The 25,107-nt window shown below is 61.1% G+C and carries 23 protein-coding genes and 2 pseudogenes; 13 read left to right on the top strand and 12 right to left on the bottom strand.

Features of this window, described 5'->3' with window-relative positions:
• The gene (locus XH89_RS19955; protein WP_194462160.1) at nt 1-1,263 is read right to left on the bottom strand and encodes a D-alanyl-D-alanine carboxypeptidase family protein; all 1,263 of its coding nucleotides are present in this window, start codon (nt 1,261-1,263) and stop codon (nt 1-3) included.
• Nucleotides 1,264-1,416: 153 nt separating this feature from the next.
• Between XH89_RS19955 and XH89_RS19950 the strand changes: the two genes are divergently transcribed.
• Entirely contained in the window at nt 1,417-2,373 is a 957-nt protein-coding gene (locus tag XH89_RS19950; protein ID WP_194462159.1) for an alpha/beta fold hydrolase, read from the top strand.
• 15 nt (nt 2,374-2,388) lie between these two features.
• Here the strand turns inward: XH89_RS19950 and XH89_RS19945 are convergent, their stop codons facing one another.
• Complete coding sequence (locus XH89_RS19945; RefSeq protein ID WP_194462158.1) at nt 2,389-3,318, bottom strand: septal ring lytic transglycosylase RlpA family protein; 930 nt, start codon at nt 3,316-3,318, stop codon at nt 2,389-2,391.
• 803 nt (nt 3,319-4,121) lie between these two features.
• Here XH89_RS19945 and XH89_RS41870 point away from each other — a divergent pair.
• Nucleotides 4,122-4,250 carry a hypothetical protein gene (locus XH89_RS41870; protein WP_256439958.1) on the top strand — a complete coding sequence of 43 codons (129 nt, stop codon included), beginning with the start codon at nt 4,122-4,124 and terminating at the stop codon, nt 4,248-4,250.
• A gap of 28 nt (nt 4,251-4,278) precedes the next feature.
• On the opposite strand, the gene XH89_RS19940 is transcribed toward XH89_RS41870, so the two are convergent.
• Nucleotides 4,279-4,515: a hypothetical protein gene (locus XH89_RS19940; protein ID WP_371825232.1), complete on the bottom strand. Its 237-nt coding sequence runs from the start codon at nt 4,513-4,515 to the stop codon at nt 4,279-4,281.
• Nucleotides 4,516-4,720: 205 nt separating this feature from the next.
• Here XH89_RS19940 and XH89_RS19935 point away from each other — a divergent pair.
• Nucleotides 4,721-5,300, top strand: a pseudogene (locus tag XH89_RS19935) (TIGR00645 family protein).
• Nucleotides 5,301-5,314: 14 nt separating this feature from the next.
• Here the strand turns inward: XH89_RS19935 and XH89_RS19930 are convergent.
• Complete coding sequence (locus tag XH89_RS19930) at nt 5,315-5,647, bottom strand: DUF1476 domain-containing protein (RefSeq protein WP_194462156.1); 333 nt, start codon at nt 5,645-5,647, stop codon at nt 5,315-5,317.
• Nucleotides 5,648-5,887: 240 nt separating this feature from the next.
• Here XH89_RS19930 and XH89_RS19925 point away from each other — a divergent pair, with 240 nt between their 5' ends.
• Nucleotides 5,888-6,115 (top strand): hypothetical protein, encoded by a 228-nt coding sequence (locus XH89_RS19925; RefSeq protein WP_194462155.1) that lies wholly within the window; start codon nt 5,888-5,890, stop codon nt 6,113-6,115.
• 53 nt (nt 6,116-6,168) lie between these two features.
• On the opposite strand, the gene XH89_RS19920 is transcribed toward XH89_RS19925, so the two are convergent.
• The 5 genes from XH89_RS19920 to XH89_RS19900 form a co-directional block, all read right to left on the bottom strand.
• Nucleotides 6,169-6,360, bottom strand: a complete 192-nt coding sequence (locus XH89_RS19920) for a hypothetical protein (RefSeq protein WP_057756667.1) — start codon at nt 6,358-6,360, stop codon at nt 6,169-6,171.
• A gap of 299 nt (nt 6,361-6,659) precedes the next feature.
• Complete coding sequence (locus tag XH89_RS19915) at nt 6,660-8,264, bottom strand: IS1182 family transposase (RefSeq protein ID WP_194461977.1); 1,605 nt, start codon at nt 8,262-8,264, stop codon at nt 6,660-6,662.
• Nucleotides 8,265-8,479: 215 nt separating this feature from the next.
• Nucleotides 8,480-9,736, bottom strand: coding sequence for a YXWGXW repeat-containing protein (locus tag XH89_RS19910; protein ID WP_194462154.1), 1,257 nt, complete (start codon nt 9,734-9,736; stop codon nt 8,480-8,482).
• Nucleotides 9,737-9,908: 172 nt separating this feature from the next.
• The gene (locus XH89_RS19905) at nt 9,909-10,193 is read right to left on the bottom strand and encodes a hypothetical protein (RefSeq protein WP_194462153.1); all 285 of its coding nucleotides are present in this window, start codon (nt 10,191-10,193) and stop codon (nt 9,909-9,911) included.
• Nucleotides 10,194-10,572: 379 nt separating this feature from the next.
• Nucleotides 10,573-10,830 (bottom strand): hypothetical protein, encoded by a 258-nt coding sequence (locus XH89_RS19900; protein ID WP_194462152.1) that lies wholly within the window; start codon nt 10,828-10,830, stop codon nt 10,573-10,575.
• Nucleotides 10,831-11,137: 307 nt separating this feature from the next.
• On the opposite strand from XH89_RS19900, the gene XH89_RS19895 reads away from it, so the two are divergent.
• Nucleotides 11,138-11,722, top strand: a complete 585-nt coding sequence (locus tag XH89_RS19895) for a hypothetical protein (protein ID WP_194462151.1) — start codon at nt 11,138-11,140, stop codon at nt 11,720-11,722.
• Nucleotides 11,723-11,974: 252 nt separating this feature from the next.
• Here the strand turns inward: XH89_RS19895 and XH89_RS19890 are convergent, their stop codons facing one another.
• The gene (locus XH89_RS19890) at nt 11,975-12,967 is read right to left on the bottom strand and encodes an ABC transporter substrate-binding protein (RefSeq protein WP_194462150.1); all 993 of its coding nucleotides are present in this window, start codon (nt 12,965-12,967) and stop codon (nt 11,975-11,977) included.
• 274 nt (nt 12,968-13,241) lie between these two features.
• Between XH89_RS19890 and XH89_RS19885 the strand changes: the two genes are divergently transcribed.
• A complete protein-coding gene (locus XH89_RS19885; protein ID WP_194462149.1) occupies nt 13,242-15,035 on the top strand; it encodes a carboxylesterase/lipase family protein in 1,794 nt (597 codons plus the stop codon).
• 699 nt (nt 15,036-15,734) lie between these two features.
• Here XH89_RS19885 and XH89_RS19880 read toward each other — a convergent pair.
• Nucleotides 15,735-17,306: a recombinase family protein gene (locus XH89_RS19880; protein ID WP_194462148.1), complete on the bottom strand. Its 1,572-nt coding sequence runs from the start codon at nt 17,304-17,306 to the stop codon at nt 15,735-15,737.
• Between the two features lie 145 nt (nt 17,307-17,451).
• On the opposite strand from XH89_RS19880, the gene XH89_RS19875 reads away from it, so the two are divergent.
• The 6 genes from XH89_RS19875 to XH89_RS41320 all read left to right on the top strand — a co-directional run bounded on the left by XH89_RS19875 (nt 17,452) and on the right by XH89_RS41320 (nt 23,062).
• A complete protein-coding gene (locus tag XH89_RS19875; RefSeq protein WP_194462147.1) occupies nt 17,452-17,931 on the top strand; it encodes a hypothetical protein in 480 nt (159 codons plus the stop codon).
• Complete coding sequence (locus XH89_RS19870; RefSeq protein ID WP_194468552.1) at nt 17,928-18,599, top strand: SOS response-associated peptidase; 672 nt, start codon at nt 17,928-17,930, stop codon at nt 18,597-18,599. The genes XH89_RS19875 and XH89_RS19870 overlap by 4 nt, the downstream gene beginning before the upstream one ends.
• Nucleotides 18,596-18,757, top strand: a complete 162-nt coding sequence (locus tag XH89_RS42110) for a hypothetical protein (RefSeq protein WP_371825165.1) — start codon at nt 18,596-18,598, stop codon at nt 18,755-18,757. Before XH89_RS19870 ends, XH89_RS42110 begins: the two co-directional genes overlap by 4 nt.
• A gap of 203 nt (nt 18,758-18,960) precedes the next feature.
• Nucleotides 18,961-19,167: a hypothetical protein gene (locus XH89_RS19860; protein ID WP_194462146.1), complete on the top strand. Its 207-nt coding sequence runs from the start codon at nt 18,961-18,963 to the stop codon at nt 19,165-19,167.
• 2,535 nt (nt 19,168-21,702) lie between these two features.
• Nucleotides 21,703-21,921 carry a hypothetical protein gene (locus XH89_RS41130; protein ID WP_210345221.1) on the top strand — a complete coding sequence of 73 codons (219 nt, stop codon included), beginning with the start codon at nt 21,703-21,705 and terminating at the stop codon, nt 21,919-21,921.
• Between the two features lie 796 nt (nt 21,922-22,717).
• Nucleotides 22,718-23,062 (top strand): hypothetical protein, encoded by a 345-nt coding sequence (locus tag XH89_RS41320; protein WP_246767565.1) that lies wholly within the window; start codon nt 22,718-22,720, stop codon nt 23,060-23,062.
• Between the two features lie 518 nt (nt 23,063-23,580).
• Here the strand turns inward: XH89_RS41320 and XH89_RS19845 are convergent.
• Nucleotides 23,581-23,805, bottom strand: a pseudogene (locus tag XH89_RS19845) (transposase); the annotation flags it as partial.
• Nucleotides 23,806-24,575: 770 nt separating this feature from the next.
• Between XH89_RS19845 and XH89_RS19840 the strand changes: the two are divergent.
• The gene (locus XH89_RS19840) at nt 24,576-24,812 is read left to right on the top strand and encodes a PilZ domain-containing protein (RefSeq protein WP_194462144.1); all 237 of its coding nucleotides are present in this window, start codon (nt 24,576-24,578) and stop codon (nt 24,810-24,812) included.
• The last annotated feature ends 295 nt before the right edge of the window (nt 24,813-25,107 follow it).

Genomic DNA, 25,107 nt, shown 5'->3' with positions numbered 1-25,107 from the left:
TCAGAGCTTCTCGGCGCCTGCGCGGAACATGCCGATCACGAGCTCGCTGGCGCCATCGATTGCACGCCGCACGGTCGAGCCGGTGCCGATTGACTCGGCCGCATAGACCGGCGTCTCCACCGCGATATTGCCGCCGCGCCAGACCTTGACCACGCCGACCTGCTGGCCGGCCTGGACCGGAGCGCGCACCGGGCCGCTATAGACGATACGCGCGATCAGCTTGTCGCCGCCGCTCTTGTGCACCATCACCTTCACCGGCTCTTTCGCAACGAGCTTCACCGAGCGGCTCTCGCCGCCGAACACCTTGGCGTAACCGACCTGCTGGTCGGCTGCGATCAGCGTGCGGGTCTCGAAATTGCGAAAGCCCCATTCCAGCATCTTCTTGGCTTCGGTGGCGCGGTCCTCGGCATCCTCCAGGCCGTTGACGACGACGATCAGTCTCGTGCCGTTCTGCACGGCAGAGCCGACCATGCCGTAGCCGCCCTCCTTGGTGTAGCCGGTCTTCAGGCCGTCGGCGCCTTCGAGCGCGTTGAGCAGCGGATTGCGATTGGGCTGCCGGATCTTGTTCCAGGTGAATTCCTTCTCGCCGAACAACTTGTAGAATTCGGGGAAGTCCAAAATGATGTGACGGGCGAGCATGCCGAGTTCGCGCACCGTCATCTTGTTGCCGGGGTCGGGCAAGCCGTTGGAATTGGCGAAAGTCGATTTGGTCATGCCGAGCTCGCGGGCGCGCTTGGTCATGAAGTCGGACGCAAAGATCCGCTCGTTGCCGGCGATACCTTCGGCGAGCGCGATGCAGGCATCGTTGCCGCTCTGGATGATAGCACCATGCAGCAGGTCGTCGACCGAGACCTTGCTGTTGATGGCCGCAAACATGGTCGACGTGCCGGAGGGCGCCCCGCCCCTCCGCCAGGCATTTTCGCTGATCCGATACTCGTCGGTCAGCTTGATGTCGCCTTTCTTGATCGCGTTGAACACGACCTCCGCCGTGACAAGCTTCATCATGCTCGAGGGCGCGCGCAGCTCGTCGGCGTTCTTCGCGAACAGCACGCTGCCGCTGGAGGCCTCGATCAGGATTGCGGTGGGAGCGTCGCCGTCGAAGCCGGCATCCTCGGTCTTCTTGGCGCCCTGGACGCTCTGGTTGGCGGCGTAGAGCGCCCCGCCCCAGCCGAGGCTCGCTGCGAGGAGGGTCGCGATCAGGCCGCGCGCCAGCGCTCCGGCTGTGAACCCGGTCTGGCGAAGCGAGATGAGACGAGATGCCATGGCGAAGCCCTGAGAGCGGCGTTCTAACAAATGGAACCGGTGCGAACAACACGAGGACCGATGCTTGCCACCGAGATTGCACGATTCTCGTCGCATCCCTATCGTGGCACCTGATGTTTTACGACCAAACCCCTGAAACAAGGCGGAAAAGCGATGTCCACCACCCGCGTGATCAAGGCCAATGGGATCGACCTCTTCATCCGCGAAGCCGGTCAGGGTCCGCTGGTGGTGCTGTGCCACGGCTGGCCGGAACTGTCCTATTCGTGGCGGCACCAGATCCCGGCGCTGGCGGACGCCGGGTTTCATGTCGTGGCCCCCGACATGCGCGGCTACGGCCAAAGCTCGGCCCTGCCTGACGCATCAGCTTATTCGATCTTCGACCTGGTCGGCGACGTGGTCGGCCTCGTCCAGGTGCTCGGCGAGACCAAGGCGATGGTGGTCGGCCACGATTGGGGTGCGCCAGTTGCCTGGCATGCGGCTCTCTTTCGTCCCGATATCTTCACGGCGGTTGCAGGTCTCAGCGTGCCGCCGCCGTTCCGCGGCCGCGGCAAGCCCCTCGACCTGCTGCGTCAGAGCGGCGTCACCAACTTTTACTGGCAGTACTTCCAGACGCCCGGGGTCGCGGAGGCCGAGTTCGAGCGTGACGTCGCGCGCACCATGCGCATCGTGCTTGGAGGACGCGGGCTTGCCGATCCCAACGCCGCCATGTTCGTGCAGGAGGGAAAGGGCTTTCTCGGCCATGCCACGGGCGAGGAGCCGCTACCGGCATGGCTCAGCGAGAGCGATCTTGCTCACTTCACCGAAGCCTTCCGCAAGTCCGGCTTTCGCGGCGGGCTGAACTGGTATCGCAACCTCGATCACAATTGGGAGCTGACCGCGCCCTGGCAGGACGCGCAGATCCATCAGCCCTCCCTCTTCATCGCCGGCGCGCAGGATGCCGTCATCACCGGCCTGATCGGTGCCAAGCGTGTCAACGAGCTGGAGCGCGTGCTACCCAATCTCACGCGAAAGCTGATCATCGATGGCGCCGGGCATTGGGTGCAGCAGGAGCGGCCCGACGAGGTCAGCGCCGCGCTGGTCAAATTCCTGCGCGAAGCGTCGTCTCGCTAGCGGCGCAATCGGGACTTAGTAGAGGCCGCGGCCGGTCAGGATGCTGCGGGCCTCGGCTGCGCCGTCATCAGAGGCAGCAGGACCGCTATCGGAGGCATAACGGCCGTCCTGGTCATAGGACACCTGGCGGACATTCTGGAGCGCCCGGCCCCGGCTGCGGCTCGAGGCCGACATCTCCGAGGTCGCGTTGATCGAGGCAACGTCTGCTGAGGTGTTGCCGAGGGTATAGGGCCGCCCTTCCGGCATCGGGACTTCGCCCCTGATAGCACCGCGGGTTGACGACGGCAGCTCCGGCACGAACGGCCGCGCCGAGGCGACCCGAACCATCGAGGGCGACGGTGCTGGGACGCCGGTGCGCAAGGTCGCGATCAGCTGGCGGTCGTCGGAGCCTTCGAGCGGCGCCCGGCCGACATATTCGACCCGGACCTTGGCGACGCCATTGCCTTTGAATTCAAGCAGTTCGGCGGCTTTGTTCGAGACGTCGATGAGGCGGTTGCCGTGATAGGGACCGCGGTCATTGACGCGAACGATCAGCGACTTGCCGTTGGAAAGATTGGTCACCCGCGCATAGCACGGCATCGGCAGGGTCGGATGCGCCGCGGTCAGCGAGCCCATATCGAACACCTCGCCATTGGCGGTCAGGCGGCCGTGGAAATCGTCGCCGTACCAGGACGCCATGCCCTCGGCGCGGTAGTTGACATCCTCCTCCGGCACGTAGGTGCGGCCGGCCACCACATAGGGCTTGCCGACGCGATAGGTGCCGCCGCCCTTGGGGACGGGTTCGCCCCAGGCCACGACTCGCGGGCTGGAGGACACGCCGTATTTGGGATCGACCCGGCTGGCAAACTTGTTGGACGAGGCGCAATTGGCGAGCGCTAGGCAGCTCGCCACCGCCGCAACGCACCGCGCGGCCCGCACCATCGAATCTGACCGTCGGATCCCCATTCGCCCCAAATACCATTTCCCCGGAGACGGACCCAACCCGCTTGCCTGCGGGGTAGCGCCTTCCGGTCTTCAAGCTCCACGGCGGCCCACCACCGCCTCGGAGACGGTAAGGATAACGCAACCCGAACACGGCGGAAATGGGGAGCTCACAGCGTTCGCGCCGGGATGGTAAACAGGACGTATGGCATTCTCCGTTAATCTACGGAGCGCGAGGGCCTTGGCACCTGCTCTTCTGTGCCAGGCCTGCACAAGCTGTTGCGCCAAAAGCTCACTCCACCCCCGATATCGCTGGCTTCACCGGAATTCTTTTGACTGTGCAAGGCCGCACGCGTCTTCTCGCGTGCAGGGGCGGGATTGGAATTTAACGATGATCGAGACGGTTTCGGCACTGATGGGTCTGGTAAGCGCGGGGATCTTCCTGGCCCATGCGTTTGAAGGCTACCGCACGAGGGCCTGACGGCACTCGCGCGGGCGACATTGCATCACCTCTTCAGAACGGCGCGTTCGGACAATTTTGATCGATCCGATCGAGCCTCGAAGACGAGAGCAGCAGGTGTCCCATGCGCAAACATGACTTCGTATCCGACGGCTTTCTGGCCTTGACCGCTGGCGGTCTGGTCTTGCTCTGCTCGAGCCTCGTCGCCCTCGCCTTCGGCTAATCCCTCACTCGGGACTTCTGTACTTTCAGATCGCTGCGCGACTGCGGCGCAGCAAGCAGGGCCCGCTCCCGTTTAGTTGATTGAATTTCCGCGTTCGCCGCCTCGACCTAATTTCAAGAGGCCACTCCATCGAAGGTGACGCACATGCTCGCCGAGAAATTCTTCCTGGTTCTGGAATCGCTGATCCGCGGCGGCCGGACCTATCCCGACGGAAGCCCCCGGGTCATCAGCACCTCCCCGCACGTCCCGGTGACCCTGCCGAACCACAAATAGGCGCAACTGACCTTCTCGCCCGCACAGTTCAGCGCAACCCCAATGGCGAGCCGCGATAGCGGCTGTCGCGCGCTTCACTCAGGCAGACGAAGCTGCCATCGAAGCCCTGGGCATAGAGCTTCTGTCCCTTGCGGTAGTAGACGCCCTTCCTGAAATCCAGCCACACCACCTTGTCGCCGGGACAATGGCGCTGGGCCTGCGCCTCATAGCGGAATGGCGTCAGCGGTGTCGCCGACACTTCGGTGATGCCGCCGGCGCCGAGCATGATCGCCGCGCTCGCAAGCGCGAGCCTGCCGAACCTTTTGCCGAAGCCGCTGCGCACCACTTGTCCGTCTCCCCACTTGCCCGCCGGTCCATACGGCCGCAGCTCGCCACAATAGCATGAGAGGCGCTGACCAAGCGTTGCGTCTTCCTCCTGCCAATCCGGCGGGGTACATGAAGACGAGACCATTTCGACGCGTGGATGTTGAATGTCAGCAGAGCCCGAAACCACCACCGGACCCCGTCCGCCCTCGCCCCGGCTTGGCCTGTTGCCGATGATCATCTTCGGTTCGCGCCTGGCTGCAGCTGCCGCTCTATCTCGGGCTGATCGTGGCGCAATGCGTCTACATCGTGCTGTTCCTCAAGGAGCTCTGGCACCTCTCATCGCATGCACTCGAGCTCACCGAGCAGGACATCATGATGAGCGTGCTGGCGCTGATCGACGTCGTGATGATCTCCAATTTGCTGGTGATGGTCATCGTCGGCGGCTACGAGACCTTCGTCTCCCGGCTCGACCTCCAGGGCCATCCCGACGAGCCGGAATGGCTCGGCCACGTCAACGCCAGCGTGCTCAAGATCAAGCTCGCGATGGCGATCATCGGCATCTCCTCGATCGCGCTGCTGCGGACCTTCATCGAGGCCGGCAATCTTGGATCAAGCCGCGCCAGCTTCACCGAGACCGGCGTGATGTGGCAGGTGCTGATCCACATCACCTTCGTCGTTTCGGCGATCGGGATCGCCTTCGTCGACAAGTTCAGCGACGCGACCACGCGCAAGCACGCCGAGTGAGGCGCTGATCGAGATCAGTCGCGGGCCTGGCGCGATGCAGCCTCGAGCTGCGCCAAGGCCTGATGCAGGCACTCCAAGAGTTTTTGCCCGACCTGCTCGCGCGAGATGCCCTTGGCTGCGAGATCGCTCGACACCTTGTTCAGGGTCTCGTCCATCGTCTGGTTTGCCAGATTGTCGGTGACCAGCGCCGTCGCATAAGTGGCCGCGGCATCGCCGCTGAGCCCGAGCTGACTGGCTGCCCAGAGTCCGAGCAGCTTGTTCGACCGGGCCGCGGCCTTGAACATGAGCTCCTCATCGTGGGCGAATTTGGCCTCAAAGCCCTGCTCGCGCTTGTCGAACGTGGTCATGGTCAGCTCCATTTGCGCTATCGCTGATGGGATCTGGATCGGAAGCGAACGTCTCCGTAGCTCTCGTCAATTGAGGATCATTTGAAGCTTCCGACCGAAGGCCGGCGCCGTCAAGCTGCCGCTCGGGACCCGGGCGGCAGCGTCAGGCCCGGACCAGCCTGGCCGGCTAGGCAATCTTGTTTACGATTTATTAAGCAGACTCAGGCCGCATAGGCTCGGGAAAAACCGAGAGCCGACGCCATGAACAGACAGCTTCGGGAATTTCGACGGCTTGAGCGCGTGTGCCTGGAGCAGGCTGCGCTGTCGACCATGGACCTCGCGCGATCAGGCCTGCTCAAGGTCGCCCATGACTGCCGCCTCGCGGCCGAAGCCATCGAGGCACAGCGCGCGCCTCCCGGGGCGATCGCGGTCGCCGTCCAGGCCCTCAGGCTTGCGCTGACAGCGGCGCGCCCGCCCCGTCCGCACTGATCGGACGGAACAGCTGCGACCAGCCTACCGGCGACGCCGAACGACCAATCTCGTCAGGCCTTGGCGGCAGCCGCCTCGCGGGCCAGTCGCTCGGCCTTCAGCCGCTCGCGATTGGCATGGAACGCCTTCTGCGCTTCCTCGTGGTCGCGCATCGCCTTCTCGGCCTCGATCCGGCGGGCCGCATCCCGCGCCTGGCGCTGTTCGGGGGTCAGGGGTTTGCGTCGGAAGGAAAGGTCTTCTGTCATGCCGAGGTAACGCGGGGGTGAGGAAAAAGTTCCGCACGCCGTCACCCACAGGGATCGCGGGCAGAACCAAAATGCACGATCGTTCAGCGCCTTAGCCGGCGAATATTAGGGTCAGCCCCCCGAGCCCGCCGCCTGTCCGCTGGCGTTCCAGTCGCATGGCGCCGGCCAAATGATCGAAAACAACCCCATGCACAGTAGACCGGGCCGGTCGAATCCAGGCCTTCCCCGGTCCGCCTCGCGCCGCCCGCAGAAGCCCGTTTGACGCGTCGAGGCTGGGCAAGAATTGGTCGTTGGCGCCCTCAGGCCGGAGCGAACCGGCCGATTGCTAGCCGTGGCTGTATATTGGCCCAGAAGGCCCCTAGAGCAACCTGGATGCCCTTCAGCAGGGCTGCGAGGGTGGATCGGCAAGGAGCGAGCGTCTTTGCCAGCGCAGCCAGAAACGCGTCGAACCCAAGGATGTTGAGCACGCGTGTGAAGTTGTAGCAGAGCGCCATCAGGCTCCACTCGCCGCGGACCTTGTCGAAACCGCGGACCAGGAAATGACGGTAGCCGGCACGGCATTTGAGCGTGCCAAACGGATGCTCGACAATCCCCGAACGACGGCGCATCAGCTCGCCTGCGCCCTGCATCCGCGCGCGGTGACGTTCAAGAACGTCTTCATGCTCCCAGCGACCGATCGTCCGGTTGGTCGCGTTCGACGCGAGGCAACAGACCTTGAGTGGGCAGGTCTTGCAGGTCGCTCCGCGCGCCGCGTAGCGGATCTCGATGCGGCCACTGGTGTTCTTCTGCCTGCTCTTCATCGGATGTAGCTGATGGCCGGCGGGACAACGGTAGGTGTCGGATGCGCCATCATAGTTGAAGTCCTTGAGGGCGAAGCGGCCTTGCTTCTCGAGCCGGGCGTTGCCCTCCGGCACCGGAACATAGGCCGTGATGCCATCGTCCTCACAGGCCTTCAGTTCGCGACTGCTGTAATAGCCCTCATCTGCCAGCGCCTGCAGGGCCTTGACCTCAAGGGACTCCTTTGCCGCTACGGCCAGTGCATGTAGCTGGCCGACATCGCTGCTGTCGTTCACCACCTCGCTGGCGACAATGAGCTTGTGCTTGTCGTCGACTGCGGTCTGCACATTGTAGCCTGCAACCCCTTGGCCGCTCTTGACCAGAAGCCGGGCATCCGGATCTGTCAGGGACAGCTGCGTCTGGTCATTCTCTTCCAACCGAACAAGATCGGCTTGGGCGCGCGAGCGCTTTGTCATCAGCGCCGCAACCTTCTCGCCGATGTCGCCACCATCTCCGTCGCCGCCATCAGCCCCATCCTTGCCCGGCTTCTTGGCTTCCGCGGCATCATTGTCCTCAAGAGACTTGCCGTAAGCCTCGATCTCCTGGTCCAGCTTTGCGATCTGATCGGCAAGCCTCTTGCGCGTAAAGATGCTGGCCTTGCTGGCGTTGCCATGGAAGAACGAGCCGTCAATCGCAACAACGCTGCCGCCGACAAGACCGAGCTCGCGCATCAGCAGCACGAAGCTGCGGTTGGCCGCCTTCAGAGCCGCCCAGTTCTCTTTGCGGAAGTTGCCGATCGTCCGATAACCCGGCTTCAGATTCTTCAGAAGCCAGATTAGTTCCAGATTGCGGCAGGCCTCCCGCTCTAACCGACGCGATGACCTGATTTGGTTGATGTAGCCGTAAAGGTAGAGCTTCAGCAGATCGGCCGGATCGTACGGCGGCTGGCCGGCCCCTTCAGCCTTGCGGCCCGCATGGCGAAAGCCGAGTTTGGCAAGGTCGAGGACATGAACGAAGCTCTCGATCGCCCGGACCGGATTGTCCGGCCCGACATAGTCCTCAATCCGAGCGGGAAGCAGACTGGGTTGCTCCCGGCTCTCTCCGGTCTTGAATGTGCGATTCGCCATAAGACGAATCCTACATCAACTCCTGAGATCCAACGTTCTTGCCCAGCCTCGTCGGGCAAAACAGTGGCATAATGCGATTATTCCGAAATCAGTCACTTCGCCGCAAACCTGCGAACGCGACAATTCGTTGTTTGGCCTTCCATTAACGCCGCAGCGTGAGCCAAACAATTTGCCCTCTCCCACGCGCGGGGAGAGGGCAATTCCAATCCGGCAGCTCAGCAATGTTGGCCAGGTTCGCATTTCGGCTTGCCGCCTGCTCCGCCCGGCGCATGCGGCGGCGGGCCCGGAGGCCGCGGCGGCGATCCCGCGAGGCGCGGCTGCGGGGCGGGCTTGTTCGCGGGTGGCGGCGGAGCGTGCGCGGCGGAAGGCGCATGGGCAACCGTCGCGGTCGATGGCGGCTTGTTCGCCTGTGGCTGCTCGTGGCCGGAGGGACCGCCGCGGGCCTCGCCCTTTTGCTCACGGACATTGGGCGTGGTCGCCGGAGCGGCTATGCCCGGCCTATTGCCGGTCGTGGTCGTCGCGGCGCCGGGTTTGCCGCCGCCGGGCGTGGAGGTTGCAGTGCCGGCGGCCGGCGTGGTCGTGGCGCTGCTGGTGCCCGGCTTGATGCCGGGCGCAGCCGTGGTCGTGGTCGTGCCCGGCTTGGGGCTGGTCGTGGTCGTCGTGCGCGGTGTGGTCGCCGCGGTGCCGGCGCCAGGCGTCGTCGGCTTACCGACCTGGTGACCCTGCGGCTTGATGGCAGCGACCGGCTGACCGGGATGTGCCGCAACCACGCCGGGCCCCTTGAACTGCCCTGCGCTGCTGGTGGCGGCGACCGTCGGGTGGCCCTGATTGTTGTTGAGCGCGAGCGAGGGATCTTTCGCCGCCGTCTGCGCGTGCTGTGTCTGCGCGGCGGTGGGAGCCACATGCTGCTCCTTGGCCGCGGCGAGCTGCGCCGGTGTTGGCGCCGCGGTCGTGCCACCGCTGCCGCCGTTGTAGCTGACATTGGTCACGTTGTTCACGACCGTCTTGTTGTAGACGTTGGTGACCGACACGTTGCCGAAATTGCTGACCGAGCGGTTGTAGAAAAGCTCGCCATTCTGCCAATGAGCGCCCTCGAAACCCACCCCGGTATAGCCGAAGCCGTAAGCCACACCGCCGTAGAAGCCGACGGTTGGGCCCCAATAGCCGGTGTGGAAGCTATAGACGCCGTCGGACCACCCCCAATAACCGGGCGTCCATAGCAAGCCCGCGCGCGGAGGCGACACCCAGGTGCCGGGCACCCAGTAGTAGCCGATGTCGTCGTCCCACGCCCAATAGCCGGGCGCCCAGATATAACCGGGCGCCGGAATTGGCGGCTGTACGTAGACCGGCAGCGGCGGCGGTGCGACATTGACGCTGATGCCGATGGCAATCTGCGCGTGTGCCGGTGCGACCGCAAGCAACGGAGCAAAAGCGAAGGAAATAGCCAAGGCAAGTGTACGAATCACGGGCATGCAGCCGGCTCCTGAAGCTGCCCCCAGCCTCAATGTGATGTGAATTAGTCGATGTCAGCTGAACCTGAAGGTTCAGCGATCACCAAAGGCGATCGATACTTTGCTCTCGAGCAATCGCCGATAACCTGCGTGACGTCACGGGCCGCCGAACAAATACTCGCAGAAGCGCAACTCAGCTCGTGACCCCCTCGCGCTCCTTCAGCGGCCTTTGCGGAATTGCTTTTTCGAATAGCCAACCCAAGGCCGCCGCTGGGTTCAACCAGCGCATCTCATCGATTCTTTCGGCAAGCGTCAGCGCATGGACCGTCAGCACCTCGATGTCGCGGGGATCCGCGTCAGCTTTTTCCAAGACCTCGATGCATCGGTTGACTGACGCCAGGTCCCGCTGAAGTTGATCGATGTTTGACGGCTGAGGTTTGGCCCCCACAACCTTCCATATTCTTCTTTGTGCGCGCACATTCTTCTCCCCAAGACGCGGTCACACATTCGTTAGTCCCGTTTGTGGCGACAGCAGGAAGATGGGGAGACCGAATTAGGGATGTTTGCAGCCCAAGTGCCCAAAGATGGGGCATTGCCCGTTACGTCAGGCGAGTTGTCCGCCCACGCGCGACATCCGCTCAGCCGACAAGCCGCCTTCACGACAACGGTGAACATGCTCTTGTGGTAGCGCCTCTCAGCGCGGCATGGTTGATCGCGTTCGGTTGACCGCTTGATATCTGTGTCTGTAGCCAGCACGAGCGTAAGGTACCTTCGCCATCCATGCCCTATCGTGGCATCGATATCCCGCCTGGAAGCCGGCCGGTTTTCAGACGCTGGAGCGGAGTTTGTCGCAAGCATCACTTGGTCGGCCCGATGCTTGAGGATCTCGCGTGCAGCCTGGTCCGGTCCCCGGTGATTTGCTCAACATAGTCGTCGATCGCTTCGATCAGCGGGCGCGTGTAGCCGAGCATGCGTTCGCGAATGAGATAGCGGCGCAGCCGATCCAACTCGGCGAGCTCGACTTCGACCGCCCTCGCCCGCGCCTCTGCCGTAAGCTGGCGCTGTCTCTCTTCATGCCACGCCTTCGCGGCTGCTCGGTTCTCTGCCTTGGTCATGCCGCCATCGAAACGCGGCGCAGGCGAGAGTCAAATTGTCGATTCCTTGCGGTACGGAACGCGCGCGAACTACCGCCGGTCGTGGGTGTGGAAGACTCAGCCAGGCGGTCGCTCGAGGAAGATCGTGACGATCGCTGAAAGACGCTCGCGAATAACCCTTCCACGCCTCGGAGGCCCTTGCCGCCGGCAAGATACGGCACCGGCCGGCTCCTCTTCACCTTGGACGGCGAAACGCCATGCTGCCCCTGTGGCGGCGTCTGGAATCAGCAAGCGGAAGCTGCTTCAAATCCAGATATGGAGCAGGAAAATGAAACCTGACGAAAGGCCTTGGGCCGACCACGGTAACGCTTCCGACGCGGAGATATTTGTGGTGGTCGGGAGAGCCCTCTCCTGTTGGGAGATGGTGGAAAGCGCCGTTGCTGCGTTGTTCACGATGATTACTGTCGGCGACTTTCACGCGCCGACGACTCCGATGCTTCGTGCCTATTCCGCCATCGTTGGCTCTCAAAATAGAGTGCAGATGGTTCAAGCAGCGCTGGAAAGTTGGCTCCTGAGCTGGCCCGACTGCCCTCTAGGCCCCAACGCGGTCAGTTTGTTAAAACGTTGCAGAAATTGGGCAGGTCGCCGAAATGATATCGCCCACGGTTTAGTCGATCTGAATTTGGATGATGCGCGCTGGTATCTGTTTCCAAGCCTGTACGCTTCGAGAGGGAGGAGCCTCATGGCGAACCCGGTTCCAGGCAGACCTCTGCTCCACAAATCCGACTACCGCTACAATGCAGACATCATCGATGACTTTTCGCGCGAATTTTTGGAGCTTTTCAACGAAATGAATTTGGTCACGTCAGCGCTGGGCGAATGGTATCGCATAAAGATCGGCCAGCAGGCCTAACCGGCTGGGGACGGCGCAAGCTCGTCACCTTACGCGATGCCGGCAAGTTCATCGCGGCGCTGCCAGAGAAGTCTCTGCCCGCGGCGCTCGCCGCCGCTCGTGCGGCCTTGTAATGGGCGTTGAAGGAGCAAGAGCCGCTGTCGCGTCGCCGCGTGAGACGATAAGGCAGAACGTCTGGTCGCCCCCGACGAGCAGACGTTGGGGCCGTTCGCCGGGAGGTCACCGAAGGGCCATGAGCGGAAAACCATCTGGCTACTCAATCACGCTAGTCGCTGCCGCAACTAGCCCGGCGGGCAACTCGATTCCAAGCTCCTTGGCCGTCTTGAGATTGACAACAAATTCGAACTTCTCTGCTTGAAAATACGGTATATCGCCCGCATGAGCGCCTCTGAATATCTCGAAGACCTGCACCGCGGCCCTTTGAATGAGGCTCTTTAAGTCGGAGGAGTACGACATCATTCCGCCCGCCTCCACAAACTCCGGGTACGTGAAAATGGCCGGCAGCCGCATCTCCTGGATCAGTTGAACCAACAATGACTTGTTCGGAAGGTGTGCAGGTCCTTCATCCGAAAGGACGATTCCGTCCAATTGATCTCGCTGCATGGACGAGAATGTGCGGCGGTATTCTGCTTCGCCAAATGGGCTGCTGACGGCACCCCGCACCAGAGTGATCCCCAGCTTTTGCGCGGCGTCGCGCACGACTTGGCCACCGGCGCCCGTCCAGGATCCTTCGCTTGAGATGAAAACGACGTTGGCCATTTTGGGAACAGCGCTGGCAAGCAATTCAAGGCGCTTGGCCCAGACTTCGACTCCAGCGTCCACGCTCACGCCCGTGATGTTGCCGCCGGGACGGGCGAGATTCGAAACAAGCCCGAAACTGATGGGATCGCCGGTAATTGCCACGATGGGGATGGTCGTCGTCGCCGCTTTGAGGCTGACGGCCATTGGCGTTCCAACACAGGAAATCACATCGGGTTTTGTATCGACCACTTCGCGTGCGATCTCCTCACGATGTCCCACCTGATATTGCCACCGATCGACGACGAGGTTATTTCCTTCGACAAAGCCGAGACGTTGCAGTTCCTCCAAGAATATTGTCGAATTCTGATCGCGCCCAATTCTCATGTCTTCGACTTTCCGAAGACCAATGGCAGCAAGACGCTTTTTCGGAGCGGGCTGCTGCGCCCGCGCAACCGCCGGCAAGGCTGCTGCTACACTTAGACCAATAAATGTGCGGCGCTTCATGGGTGCCCCCGCGCTCGGAAAGCGCCAGCTTAGCCGTCCCAAGTCCGGCTTTGAAAGATGTTTTGCAAATGTCGGTAAATCCCGATCTCCCGTCGGAATCAGGTGCCATTGGTTCAGCAGTTATCCAGTTACCTCTGGCGCATACTCCCGGCGTTGCCCTTGAACGATGCGGCGGCGGGTGCAGGCGTAAGCGAGACAACCCCTTTTGACTCTTTGCTCCTGCTAGGTTCCAATCGATGGAGCCGATGAGGGAAAGACCATGGGGGTCCATCAGATGGCGATCTTTGCTGCGACGGTGCAAGGCAAGGTCACCCGTGCGCGACATACGGGCGCCGGCTTCTTGATCGGGTTGCTGGGCGTGTTCGCAGTTGCGGCGACTGACGCCGCCGCCGACTCTCCCACCCATATCATCGTAACGACGAACGGACAGATCCGTGGCGTTAGCGACGGTGTGGTCAACAGATTTCAGGGCATACGTTATGCCAACTCGACGGCTGGTGCGAACCGATGGACGGTCCCCACAGCTCCCGCGCGCGTTCATACGATATTCGATGCGACGACACCGGGCAGTGCGTGCCCGCAGCCGGGCGGCCAGTTTTCGGCGCAGCAGCCCTCAAGTGAGGATTGCCTCTTTCTCAACATCACGACACCCGTTCACTCGGAGGGCGAAGACGGGCTGCCGGTCTGGATATTCCTGCATGGCGGCGGGCTCGTGACCGGTGCTGGCGCGCAGTACGACCCGAGCCTTATGGTCAGCACCCATAAGATCATCGTCGTAACGATCAACTATCGCCTCGGTGCGCTCGGCTGGCTTGCTCACCCCGCCTTGGATGGCAATGGGGTCGCTGGCAATTACGGCTTGATGGACCAGCAGTTCGCATTCAAATGGGTGCGGGACAATATTGAGCATTTCGGTGGAGACCCTCACCGGGTAACCATCGGTGGCCAGTCGGCCGGCGGTGGCAGCACTTCTTCCCATCTCGCCTCACCATTGGCACAGGGACTCTTTCAAGCAGCGATCATTGAGAGCGGCGCCTATGCGCTGCACACGATACCCTCGGTCGCGGCCCAGGAAGCTTCGGGCATTGCGTTCGCAACCAAGCTCAATTGCACCGGTGTCAACTCCCAGATCGCCGCTTGCCTGCGGAACGCTCCCCTTGCAGCTCTCCTTGCTTCGCAAGGCATCCTCCAGACGGGCGGCCTTCTCTTGCCGACTGCAGGCACCACGATCCTGCCGCAAGGATGGGCAGAGGCGTTCGGCAGCGGCAGTTTCAACCGCGTGCCGGTCATACAGGGCACGACCCTTAACGAAGGCACTCTGTTTGAACCATTTTACTTTGATCCCGCCTTCACGTTCGTACCAGGCGGCCGGGCGCAATCTCTGGTGGATCGCGGCATTCGGCCTTTCGCGTTCTTTGTGGGGATTATCTCCGCCACGTCTGCCGACCCGTTCAAGGTGTCGACGCTCGCGGCGCTCTATCCGCCTGCCAACTTTCCCAATCCCGATAACAACAACCTACCCAGCGCGGACCAGGCTCTCGGCCAGATTTACGGCGATATCAACTACTCCTGCCCAGCTCTCCACTCCAACGAATTGCTGGCAAGGTTTGTCCCGGTCTATGCCTACGAGTTTGCCGATCCGGACGCGCCGAACGTGTTCTTGCCGCTGATCGGCTTCTCCTACGGCGCATCGCACGCTTCGGAGTTGCAGTATCTGTTCGATGCCAACACCATACAAAGCCCGGCAGATGCCGCCGCCAACGCTGCCTCCCCCGCACCGGGAGCAAACGTTCAGCCGCCGCCACTGACGAGTGGCGGACAGCAACTTGCTGCCGAGATGAAATCGTATTGGGCAAATTTCGTCCGCTTCCACGATCCCAATGGGCGATCGGAAGGCGGAGAGGAACATGGTCGCACGCACAATCGGGATCTCGCCTACTGGCCTCGCTTCGGCGAGAAAGGACCGGTTCAGAAGTTGGTGCCCGGGCCCGCGCGCCCCTTCGCGATCACGAACCTGTCGAGTCGGCACAATTGCGACGCGCTCACGAACCTTGGGCTGATCAGGTAGATGAGCGCACTTTTGGCTAAGACGTCGGCTACGGGTCAAAAGCACCGATGAGACTGACCCGGATCGATTTCCGGTCTACCCGCCGATAGCCGACTTAATCTAGACCTACGACCCGCAGTTACTATCTACGCCAAAAAAATGCAGTGTTTTCAAGGATGTGGCGGAAGGGGTGTCTTGTCAACTTCTTTGATTTCGCTCCCTTTTTCTTGCGTTTCGGACCAAATGCTACGGTGTTTGCAACGGTCATCTCACCCGCCTCAGAACCGTAGTTTTTAACCGGATAACGGGCTGCCGAGGCGGATCATCGTTAGCTCGGTCAGTTGCAGAGAACTGTTCCGCCGCCTGCGCTGGTGTATGTGAGCGAACGACGCGAGGCTCGCGCTGTCGCATCGGCTTGCCTTCGCGAAGATTCGAGCTGGGTCGGACACGCAACATAGGCGTCACTGCCAACTTTGGCGCCGTAGGAGAGGCACTGCCGATCGTCTTGGGCATTTGCCGCCGCCATCTCCTCTTCGCTGCTCATGCAGCCCGTCAACAGCAAGAAAAAGAGGAAAGCAGCTTTCCGCATTGCAACAGCCCCAGATCTGGGTATGTTTATCGCCGGTACAACCGTGGCTTGTCAAACCGAGGCTTTGTCGCAATCGGCCTCAGCGATAACCCATCGCCGGCATTGTTGCGTTCAGGTGGAGGCGACGATGCTCAACACCCGACTTGGCTCCGTTTCAAGGCCGCAATTAGCGTCGCGGGATCTTTGAATCTGCGCCGGAAAACTTTTCCGACCGTCGTCTCGGTAACGATCATCGGCCGCTGGGCGAGACTGTCGATCGCCGTCAGGATGAAATCCAACGGAGCTTGATTTTCTTCATCGAGCCTGACCACGACGGCCAGACCGGGACGGGCGTGCGAGCCCCGCCGCAGTGACCAGGCCGGGCAGTGCCTCTGGGAGTGCTGCCAGCTGCGGACGACGCGCAACGAGATGAAGGACCCATCATTGACAGCTAGGCAGCCGCCCGACCGTTCGGCGATCAGATGAGGGTCTATCGTCGGCAAGGCGGAGCAGATCTGGGCGGCTAGATGCTTAATCAGGTCTCTGCGCTCTCCCCGCGTCTCGAGATGGCGATAGTCGGCTTTGGGAACATAGCAGATCAATTCATAAGCCTTGCGAAGACTCCCGAACCGCCGGCGATAGTTCTCCGCGCTGGGCATTCCCTTGGCCTGGTCGATTACCTTGGCAGACAAAGTGCCCCGGCGGAGCTGCAAGACGCGAAGCTTCTTCAGCATCTCGTCCGATGACAGCCGCCGTCGCAGTCTCCGCTCGATGATGCGCTGCGCGGCATCGAAGAGCTTTGCCGGCACGATCTGCTCGAACGCGCCTTCCTTCCGGATCCACTTCGCTTTGTCGTTGATGACACGACGTCCTCGCAGATAATTCGACGTGCGATAGTAGACGGTGTTGCCGATGTAATTCTCGTTTCGAAGAACGCGCCCGATCATCTGAAGATTCCAGGGAACACCGCGATGATTGACGACGCCTCGCGCATTCAGCTCGCGGGCGATGGCCGTTTCCTCTCTGCCGGCGACGAAGCTCTCGAATATCCACTGGACGATCGCGATCTCATCCGGCGGGCCGGGCCGCAACACTACCCTTTCGTTCTGGACCGCCTTCCATTGGCCTCGCCGGAGCACCCCCCTCGAGCAGCCGTTGGCGTCGACCAGGTCCCTGAGCAAGCCGTAACCTGGTTGGCCGCCGGCCCAGTAGCCGAGCCCAGCGAGTTTGCTCTGCCCTGCAAGAACCTTTGCCGACTGATTCCGGCTGTCTTCCGCCGCCATCAGGCGCTTCATGTTCTTCCAGAGCCCGGACATGGGACTTCCGTCGTTCTCGAACACTTCAGCACAATAGAGCACTTTCACGCCGGCAAGCTTGCAGATGAATTCGTAGTAGGCGGCTTCGTCAGTGTCCTGAAAACGGCCCCAGCGGCTGACGTCCCGCACTAGAACATTGCCGTAGTCAGCAGCGCCGGATTGCACCTCCTTGAGCAGCCCGATCAGCCCGGGCCGGTTGTTGATCCTCAGCCCGCTGATGCCCTCGTCGATATAGGTGTGCACGATCGTGAGCTGATGTTCGGCGGCGTAGGCCGCGATCACGGCCATCTGGTTTGCAATCGAGTACTGCTGCCGGTCTGTCGACATCCGGACGTACTGGGCCGCCCGGAACTCGTTGTCCCGGCGGCGAGGCAGCCGCGAATTCTGGACCGTGAGATCAGTACCCATGACTGATGCCGGCGAAGGGGCCCTGCCCAAAGCTGGCTGATTCGCACACGCATCAACAGCCACAGGAGTTAGCGGGTCTCGTCAGGATGGAAGCCCCAAATGTAGTGGATTCGACGAGCGGCCCGCCGCGCGCTTTACAAGAGGCATGTCCGCCGCCCGCATCATCAAGCCGCCGCCCATGTCGGGTGGCGATCGTAAGTACTTCGCCCGTGAAATTCATAAGGCCGAGGTGACCTTCGCGCACCTGATCGAGGAGGCTGCGCAGGCTCACGCCGCCGCGGACGCGGCACGCGCCAAAGCCTATGCGCTCGACTGCGCGGCCTGGAACACCGCCCTCTTCATCGGCGAGCTGGACCATCGGTCGCCCACCATCGCGGCGGCGATCGCCGGCGGGTTCTCCGTGCTCGAGGTGCGCTGTGAACATTGTAAGCACACCGAGGTGATCGACCTTGCGCTGGTCGTGCAGCCGCGCGACCGCCAGGTGGCCTTGATGCAAAACTATCTTTACTGCAGCCCGTGCCAGCGCACCCTCGGCAAGAAGCGTCGACCGGACCTGATGGGCCTGCGCCCGACCGGCGATCCGCAACCGGCCGCGCCGTCACGGCGCTCGAAGAAGGCATCCTGACGACGTGCAACCTCTACAGCATCACCACCAACCAGGCGGCCATCAGCGCACTGTTTCGCGTCGTCAACCGCCATGTCGGCAATCTGCCGGCGATGCCGTCGGTCTTTCCCGACAATCCCGCTCCCATGGTGCGCACTGGCGAGAACGGCGAACGCGGGCTCGCCATGATGCGCTGGGGCACGCCCTCCCCGTCGAGCATCAAGGGGCCGCCGGTGACTAATGTACGCAATACTTCCTCGCCTCACTGGCGTCGCTGGCTGAAGCCGGAGAGCCGGTGTCTGGTGCCGGCCAACAGCTTCTCCGAGTACGCGCCGGAGCCGAATCCCGCGACCGGCAAGAAGGACATCGTCTGGTTCGCGCTCGCGGACGCGCGGCCCCTGTTTGCCTTCGCAGGCATCTGGACAACGATCTACGGAGACCGCGGCCCCAAGTCCAAGCTGGTCCCAGGGCCGCACCAGGTCTACGGCTTTCTGACGACCACGCCGAACGCCATCGTCGCGCCGATCCACCCCAAGGCCATGCCGGTCATCCTCTATACCGCCGAGGAGTGCGACGTCTGGATGCGCGCGCCATGGGACGAGGCCAAGGCTTTGCAGCGCCCGCTTCCCGACATCGAACTCAAGATCGTCGCGCGAGGCCCGTCGAAGGAAGATCTGGTGGTTACATGAAGCGCGTCGAGGCCCGCCCCTACGCCGATCCGGAGGCCGCCGCGCGCAAGCTACTCGAGCTTGCCGCCGGCGTCGAGCCGATCAATGACCGCATCCACATCGAGAAGATCAACGAGCCATTCCTGTCGAAGACAGGCTGCAAGGCAGCGGGCGCCTAGTTCGGAGCTGGCCTCGAACTTGCGGTCGCCCGCGGCTGGCTCGAGCTGCACGAGAGTGGGACCTACGTGAAGCTGCTGCATAGGGCGAAGATCTCCTAAAATAGGAGGTGCTATCCTAATCAGGACAGTCATTTCAGTGAACTGGGACACTGTGAACGGCCTTACTTCTCTCCGAGTAGCTTGCCGGTCCTACGATTGATGAAGTGGATCTTCGTGCAGGCGGGGCAAACGATGGATTCGTACTGATCGCCAAGAGAATTATCATCGCTCTCCTCATCCAGCCATTGCTGGACCTTAAACGCCGTCGTCGGGCAGGTGAAGACGATGTGAGCCATGGCGGTAAAGATGGCGAGACCGCACGCAAACGGTCTGATCTGGCTCAAAGTTTCCGCGCCGCAAAAACAAATTAGGACACCTGGTGCCGTCAAGGCCCGTAGCGGTGCATTGCTGGCTCTGATCGCTAGTGGCAGGGTCTCGACGTCTGGTAAGAGCCCCGCAAGGACTCCCAGGCTTGGAATGGGAGGCCCCCTGTACCGGGTACGGTGCCCCCTCCACCGAGGACACGGCGCCGATCTAACCCACCACCCGTGAGGCTTCCCCTGGATAAAATCAACATGCACTGAGCAGCGGCCGACAGTTTCACATAACCGTCATGGCACGTTTTCAGCTTCGTCATGCGACGGGGGTCCGGCGCGCGGCTCTTCGTCCAATCCCGGCCTAGAACACCAGATGGGCGGAGAGCTTGCCGAGCCATAACATTGGGCAATTTATGAAACTACTTCGGAGACTGGAGCTCGGGCATCCTCAGCCATTCGCTCATGTGCAAGCCCTGCTCGAACTGTCGGGCCTTACGCACTAGCTCCTCCCGCTTGGCACCTGGGGGAGCGGTCTTAGCCTTCTCGCGCAGGCGCTCAGCCTCTGCGGCAAGGCGTATCTCTAAGGACTGCGTTTGCTTGAAACGACGCCGGCGCTTTGTCATGGCGTTGCTCCCTGTATGTGTTGGGCGGGAGCGCGACGGTGCGTTCTCATCACCGACATTTGCCACGGACCGCGCGGTGATAGATGCAGCCTGCTGCAGGAGGCAGGCCGATACGACAACCTAGGTTAACCGTGAGGGAACTGAATTTTCGCGCGCGGTGCGAAACTTTATCAGAACCGCTCAAAAATCGCTTTTGGCTAATGATGACAATTTCGGATTCAACGTAACAGACTTTGGCAGACCCTGTGTTGCTGCGGGGAATGAGCCCGCCAGCGTGAACCGGCGGGCTTCTCCACACCCACGACGCGCAGTAGCTCCGCGGGCGCTCCAAGCCACCAGTAACGGCTGCGCGGCGCCCCCTCATGCCTGAGTGCCACCTGGCTTACTCTCACGCACGAGCCGCGCCACCCTACGAGGCCCGTCCCAGAGCTCAACAACAGAATGCGCTTCCAAGAGTTTCTCAGCTCGAGCTTGAGCATCATTTTCAGTTGGGCAGTCGATCTCGTAAACTGCACGAGTAACGCCGGATAGATCGACAGCATAAGCTACGTATCGCATTTCACTCCGCCGCGCGTCAGGCAAGCTGCGAATACGATTCTTGACTGGGCCTTGCGGTTCCTCTGGCTGAAGCGGTTCTCGTCGTGCGGGATTCAGGTGAGGCGCTTCAATTCATTTTACCGATTTGGATACTCCGAAAGGAGTGCTTCATTCGAACTATCCCTATCTCAAAACCAATAGGCTTAGAGTTTGGTGGCCTCCGGTCTGGGTCGCGATCCCCAGGTACACCCGGAGCGCAGGCGGCCTCGTCATGCGTAACAGCGTTGGCGGGGTCGCTGCGGTGAGACATTCGCAAACCGAGATTGGGGACCCCTCTACAATGAAAGAGGCCGCCAACTGATGCGGCCTCAAAGTATCAGGACAAGCCAAGCGAAAAGCACGACGTTGAGGGTCCCGACCGCGACGAAAGCCACTTGAACAAGACGCTCCATCATAGGCCGCCTCCCGACCTTAAAAAGAAAACATGCGCCCGGCCGAGTCTGGCGTCTATGCAGATCGTGCCAGAGAGCTATTCCCGGCGGCTGTAGTTCCGGCGATCTCAGCCATGCGCTTATGTGAGCGCCGGTCTCGACCTGCCGGGCTCTGCGCAGGGCTTCGTCACGTACAGGTCCTGGGGGAAGGGATTCGGCTTCTTCGCGGAGGTGCCTTGCATCTTCGGCAAGGCGATCTTCCAGGGAAAGAGTCTGTTTAAAACGGCGGACCTACCCGGGGTCGGCCTCGGCCGGTGTGGCTCTTCAGGTATGTAAACCATCCAACCAGTGCTCCCATCCGAATGAGAAATCTGTTCGATCGAGAGCGCCGCGGGTCCGGCGTTACTTGGGCTAGGCTTAGCAGCCAATTTGACGAGGGAGCAGGCTGAGCGAGCTTACGCAATCCTCACTGGCTCCGCACAACGACCTGAACGGTAAGCAAGCTAAGAGGTCCGCCAGCACACCTGGCGGACTCTCGTGATCATTGCTTGAGACGCCGATTGCTCATGCGACGGCTCCCATCTCAGCGGGCTGATCCTTGGCTTCATCGGGATCGTCGTCCTCCCGGTCGGCGTCATCCAGCTCGAGGTCGGTGTCGCTGACGCGATTGGCCAAGCCTTGATCTGGTCCGACATCCTGTCGAAGGACCCTGGGGAAGGCTCTGCATCCGGATCTCCCTCGCAGGTTTCGTCGTCTACGGCAAAATCCTCGTCGACGTCGATGGTGCTATCGAGCCAATCGATCAGCCGCTCGATTTCGTCCCGGCCCGCCTTGCGGGCCCGCCCCAGCGCCTGGAAGAACTGTTCGGGGGAAATGTCGGTTCTCCGCACCAGCGCACGCGAGATCGCTCGAAAAAGCTAACCATGATTGAGCGGGATGCTTTCGGTCCGTCGAGATCTGTTCCAGAGTGATCACGCTAGATTTCAGGGGCTGACCAAATGCCAATCTATCGATTGTTGCAGAATCTTCCGATGGGCCCGGAAGAGGTTGACCGCATGGCCGCGGCCTTCGAGAACGCCCTGCGCACCGTCGGCATACAAGATCGAAACGACCCTATGGCCGAGATGATTGCCAAGAAGATAATCGAGATTGGGCAAATAGGCGTGCGAGACCCAGCGGAAATTTCCGCGCGGGCTATCCAGGAGCTTGGCATGTAAGTCCTGGGAGTGGCTTCCGCTGAAATCGCGACGTCGAGAGTTGTTCCTCTCCTGTCTTAATAGCGGCTCAGCCTTGGCTGAGGCCGTTGCATTCTTATCAGCAGGCGCGAAACACGCGACGCCGCGGGTCGTCAGATCGAAGAAGCGATAAACAGCGCAACGCTCGCGATCGTAGTCGCGGTGCTTAGAGCTAAACGACAAGAGCTCGTTCGCCGTGGCCCGGCAGATCTTTCTCGTCCGTGTTCTCCAAACGACAGATCGACCCCTCCGGTCCCATCCTGAGCAGGGCAGCAGAAACGCCCGCACGCGACCACATCTGGACGCAGGCGCGTGCCCGGTCAGATCATCCCTCTCTCTGGCCCGCGAGATCTGGCGCCAAAGATCTGATTGGTGGCGAAACTCGCCTTCAGAACACGAGCCCCAATGCCAACCAGGTCGTTAGAGATAAGCAGATGCCAATTCCCAGATACGGCAATGCAATGCGCATCGGCCCCTCCCCGGCTCCGAGACGCTGTGAAAACGCCGCTAGATTCGCATATTCGCGGACCAATGCCTAATAAATTGCACGCGTATTGGCGTACTAGCTCTCCTTGGCGAACTGCCGGCAAGCAGATTCCGTCACGACCAGACTGGATCGAAGTGGAGCACGACGGCTACCGGATGCTGGCATCATCCGGGAGAGCGATCATGTACGCCTGCTTTCGCGCATTGGCAGCGACTGGACACAACGATACCCCTGGATCGTCGAGGCCGCGCTAGAGAATCGGCAGAAGCATTTCGTCTCGACGGTGAAGCCGTGATCCTCGGCGTTGGCGGCATCTCCGACTTTAAAGCGCTTCACTCGCGCAAGTATGACCAGGAAGTGCAGCTCTACGCCTTCCATGTTTTTGCGATGGGCGGCGACGACCTGCGCGCGCTACCGCTGCACCTGCGGAAGACGAATCTAGAGCGGCTATTGGTACGATGGCTTGACTGCATCGCGGTGGGGCCGTTCGAAAGCGGCGAGATTGGGCCCGATCTATTCCGGGCGGCCTGCCGCATGGGCCTTGAGGTTTGGTCTCCAAGCATCGCGATCGGCCCTATCGCTGTGGCCGCCAAAAATTCTGGGTCAAGATCAAGAATCGCAGCCACCCAGCGATAGAGCATGAGCTTTGACCCGAGCGTGCAGATCAGCCTTGGCGGGGCCATATATGCGCGCCCCAAAAAGCGATTATCACGAGTGCTATCGCGCCAATTCCCAGGAGCATGAGAATTGCTTCCAGCATGACGAATCAAAACTCCGCCTGTGGTAGGGTACACCCGGATGGAATTTTGTCATCTGGCTCGTGCTTCATCACCGTAGCCATCTCGCAATGCAGCGCGAGCCATAAGTCCGATTGAGCCCTATCTTGCGGTTGTTGCCCCGCAGCGCAGACTTAGCTTGTCAGGTCCTTATTTGCGAAGCTATTTTTTCGAGAGATTTGCCGTGAATGGTGAAGCCGGATGTGTGGTGTGTAGCCGGGCCGGAGTACTCAAGGCCGTAATTCCTGTCGCTAAAGACTATGGACTGAAGTTTTATGAATGCGCCGGTTGTGGCAGCAACTTATGGCTGGTCACAAGAACAGCCCGGTCGCTGTTGCCCAAACAGCAGCAGGTAAGACCTTCTCGCTAGACGCAGCTCTAGGGCGCGGACTCATAACGCGCGGCCAGCCATAGCCGGATAGATGCGAGTTGGATGAAGGCAAGATAGTTTCCCGCAAGCCTGTCGTAGCGCGTCGCCACCCGACGGCATTGTTTGATCCTGTTGAAGAACCGTTCGACTTGGTTGCGAGCGCGATAAAGGTAGGGGCTAAAGCAGATCGGATCGCTTCGGTTGCTTTTCGGCGGGATGTTGGCCCACGCGCCTTTCTTCATGGCAAGTGCATAAGCCGACATCTACCAGATTGCACGAGGTGGATCAGTCTCAGTAAGCCCATCTCTCCCGTGAGCAAACGCCTTGTGCAAAGCGGCTTCAATTTGAATGCGCATGTAGTCCGCGCGGTGTTCCTCGGGAAGTGGAAGCCCTCTCTCGATGATCCGGCCAGCTTCGAACTTTATCCACTCTGAAAAATCCACGTCAGTCCCCCTGATAGTTCGCCCGCCTTGATCATATCGGGCCAAGCACATGATGTCGCCTTTTGGCCCATCTCGGAAGTCCGACAATGTCCGCCTTCGCGCCGCTGTTGGTGGACAAGCGGACATAGGTGCGCCTACTCTCAGCGGCAGAGTTTATGAGTACGCACCCTAGATCATCAGCGCTGCAATCGAGGCGAAGCCGCGTTCAATCGAGATTAGCCGAACGAGCTCACGATGTGAGACAGCATCGAAGTCGCCGCTCGGGTATAGCGGGCGCTGAAAAGTTGCTCGTCCACGAAATGAAGAGTGAGGAGAGCAACAAACAAGGCCATTGCGACTCTCATGAACCGAAGCGTCTCTGGAAATTCCTAAGGTACGGTTAAAGCCCATCAGGGAAAATCGTCCGGCTGCTCACGACCGTCGACCTGGCCGCCAGCAACTAGCTGAGGACATTCTGAGTGCGATGGTAAACGCATTCTCTGCCGTACCCGCTGATTACTACCGGAGTTTCGGCGATAACTTTCATCGATTTCTCATTTGTGACTCCTAGTTTGTGGGTCATGGAAAAACGAGCGGCACGCCGGCGGCGCGTCTTCAAGGCCGCCTTGATCGAGTTTCCCGGAGGCGCATTCAACTGTGTCGTGCGCAACTTGTCGGATAGCGGCGCCCACCTAGAGGTGCCCAGCCCTATCGGCATTCCGCACGAGTTCGATCTCACCATCACCACCGCACAAATTCGGTTTTCGTGCCGGGCCGTATGGCGCTCAGAGCGAGCGATCGGAGTGGCATTTGCTTGAGGTGGGTCTCATCATTGAGACCAGCCTTTCAGGCGGTTCCAGAATTAACCCCAAGCGTGAGCATTGATCTTAAGTGACATTTGTTGCGACCTGCGCGCCAAGGCATAGCGTGATCACGCCGGACAATTTCCCCAAGTTCGGCCCCACAGCAAAGATTAGCTTAACCTGGTGTCCATCAAACCGTCACCGCGCGACCCACGTTAACCGTGTCTCCGATCTTCTCCCGTATCCGCGCCGGCTGGTTCACTTATGCCGCTAAGCCGCCCCATTGCATCTTTGCAATCGTCCTCCGATT

It is taken from the genome of Bradyrhizobium sp. CCBAU 53340 (assembly GCF_015291645.1).
Lineage (GTDB): Bacteria > Pseudomonadota > Alphaproteobacteria > Rhizobiales > Xanthobacteraceae > Bradyrhizobium.
This window is presented reverse-complemented; position numbering and strand designations above follow the sequence as displayed.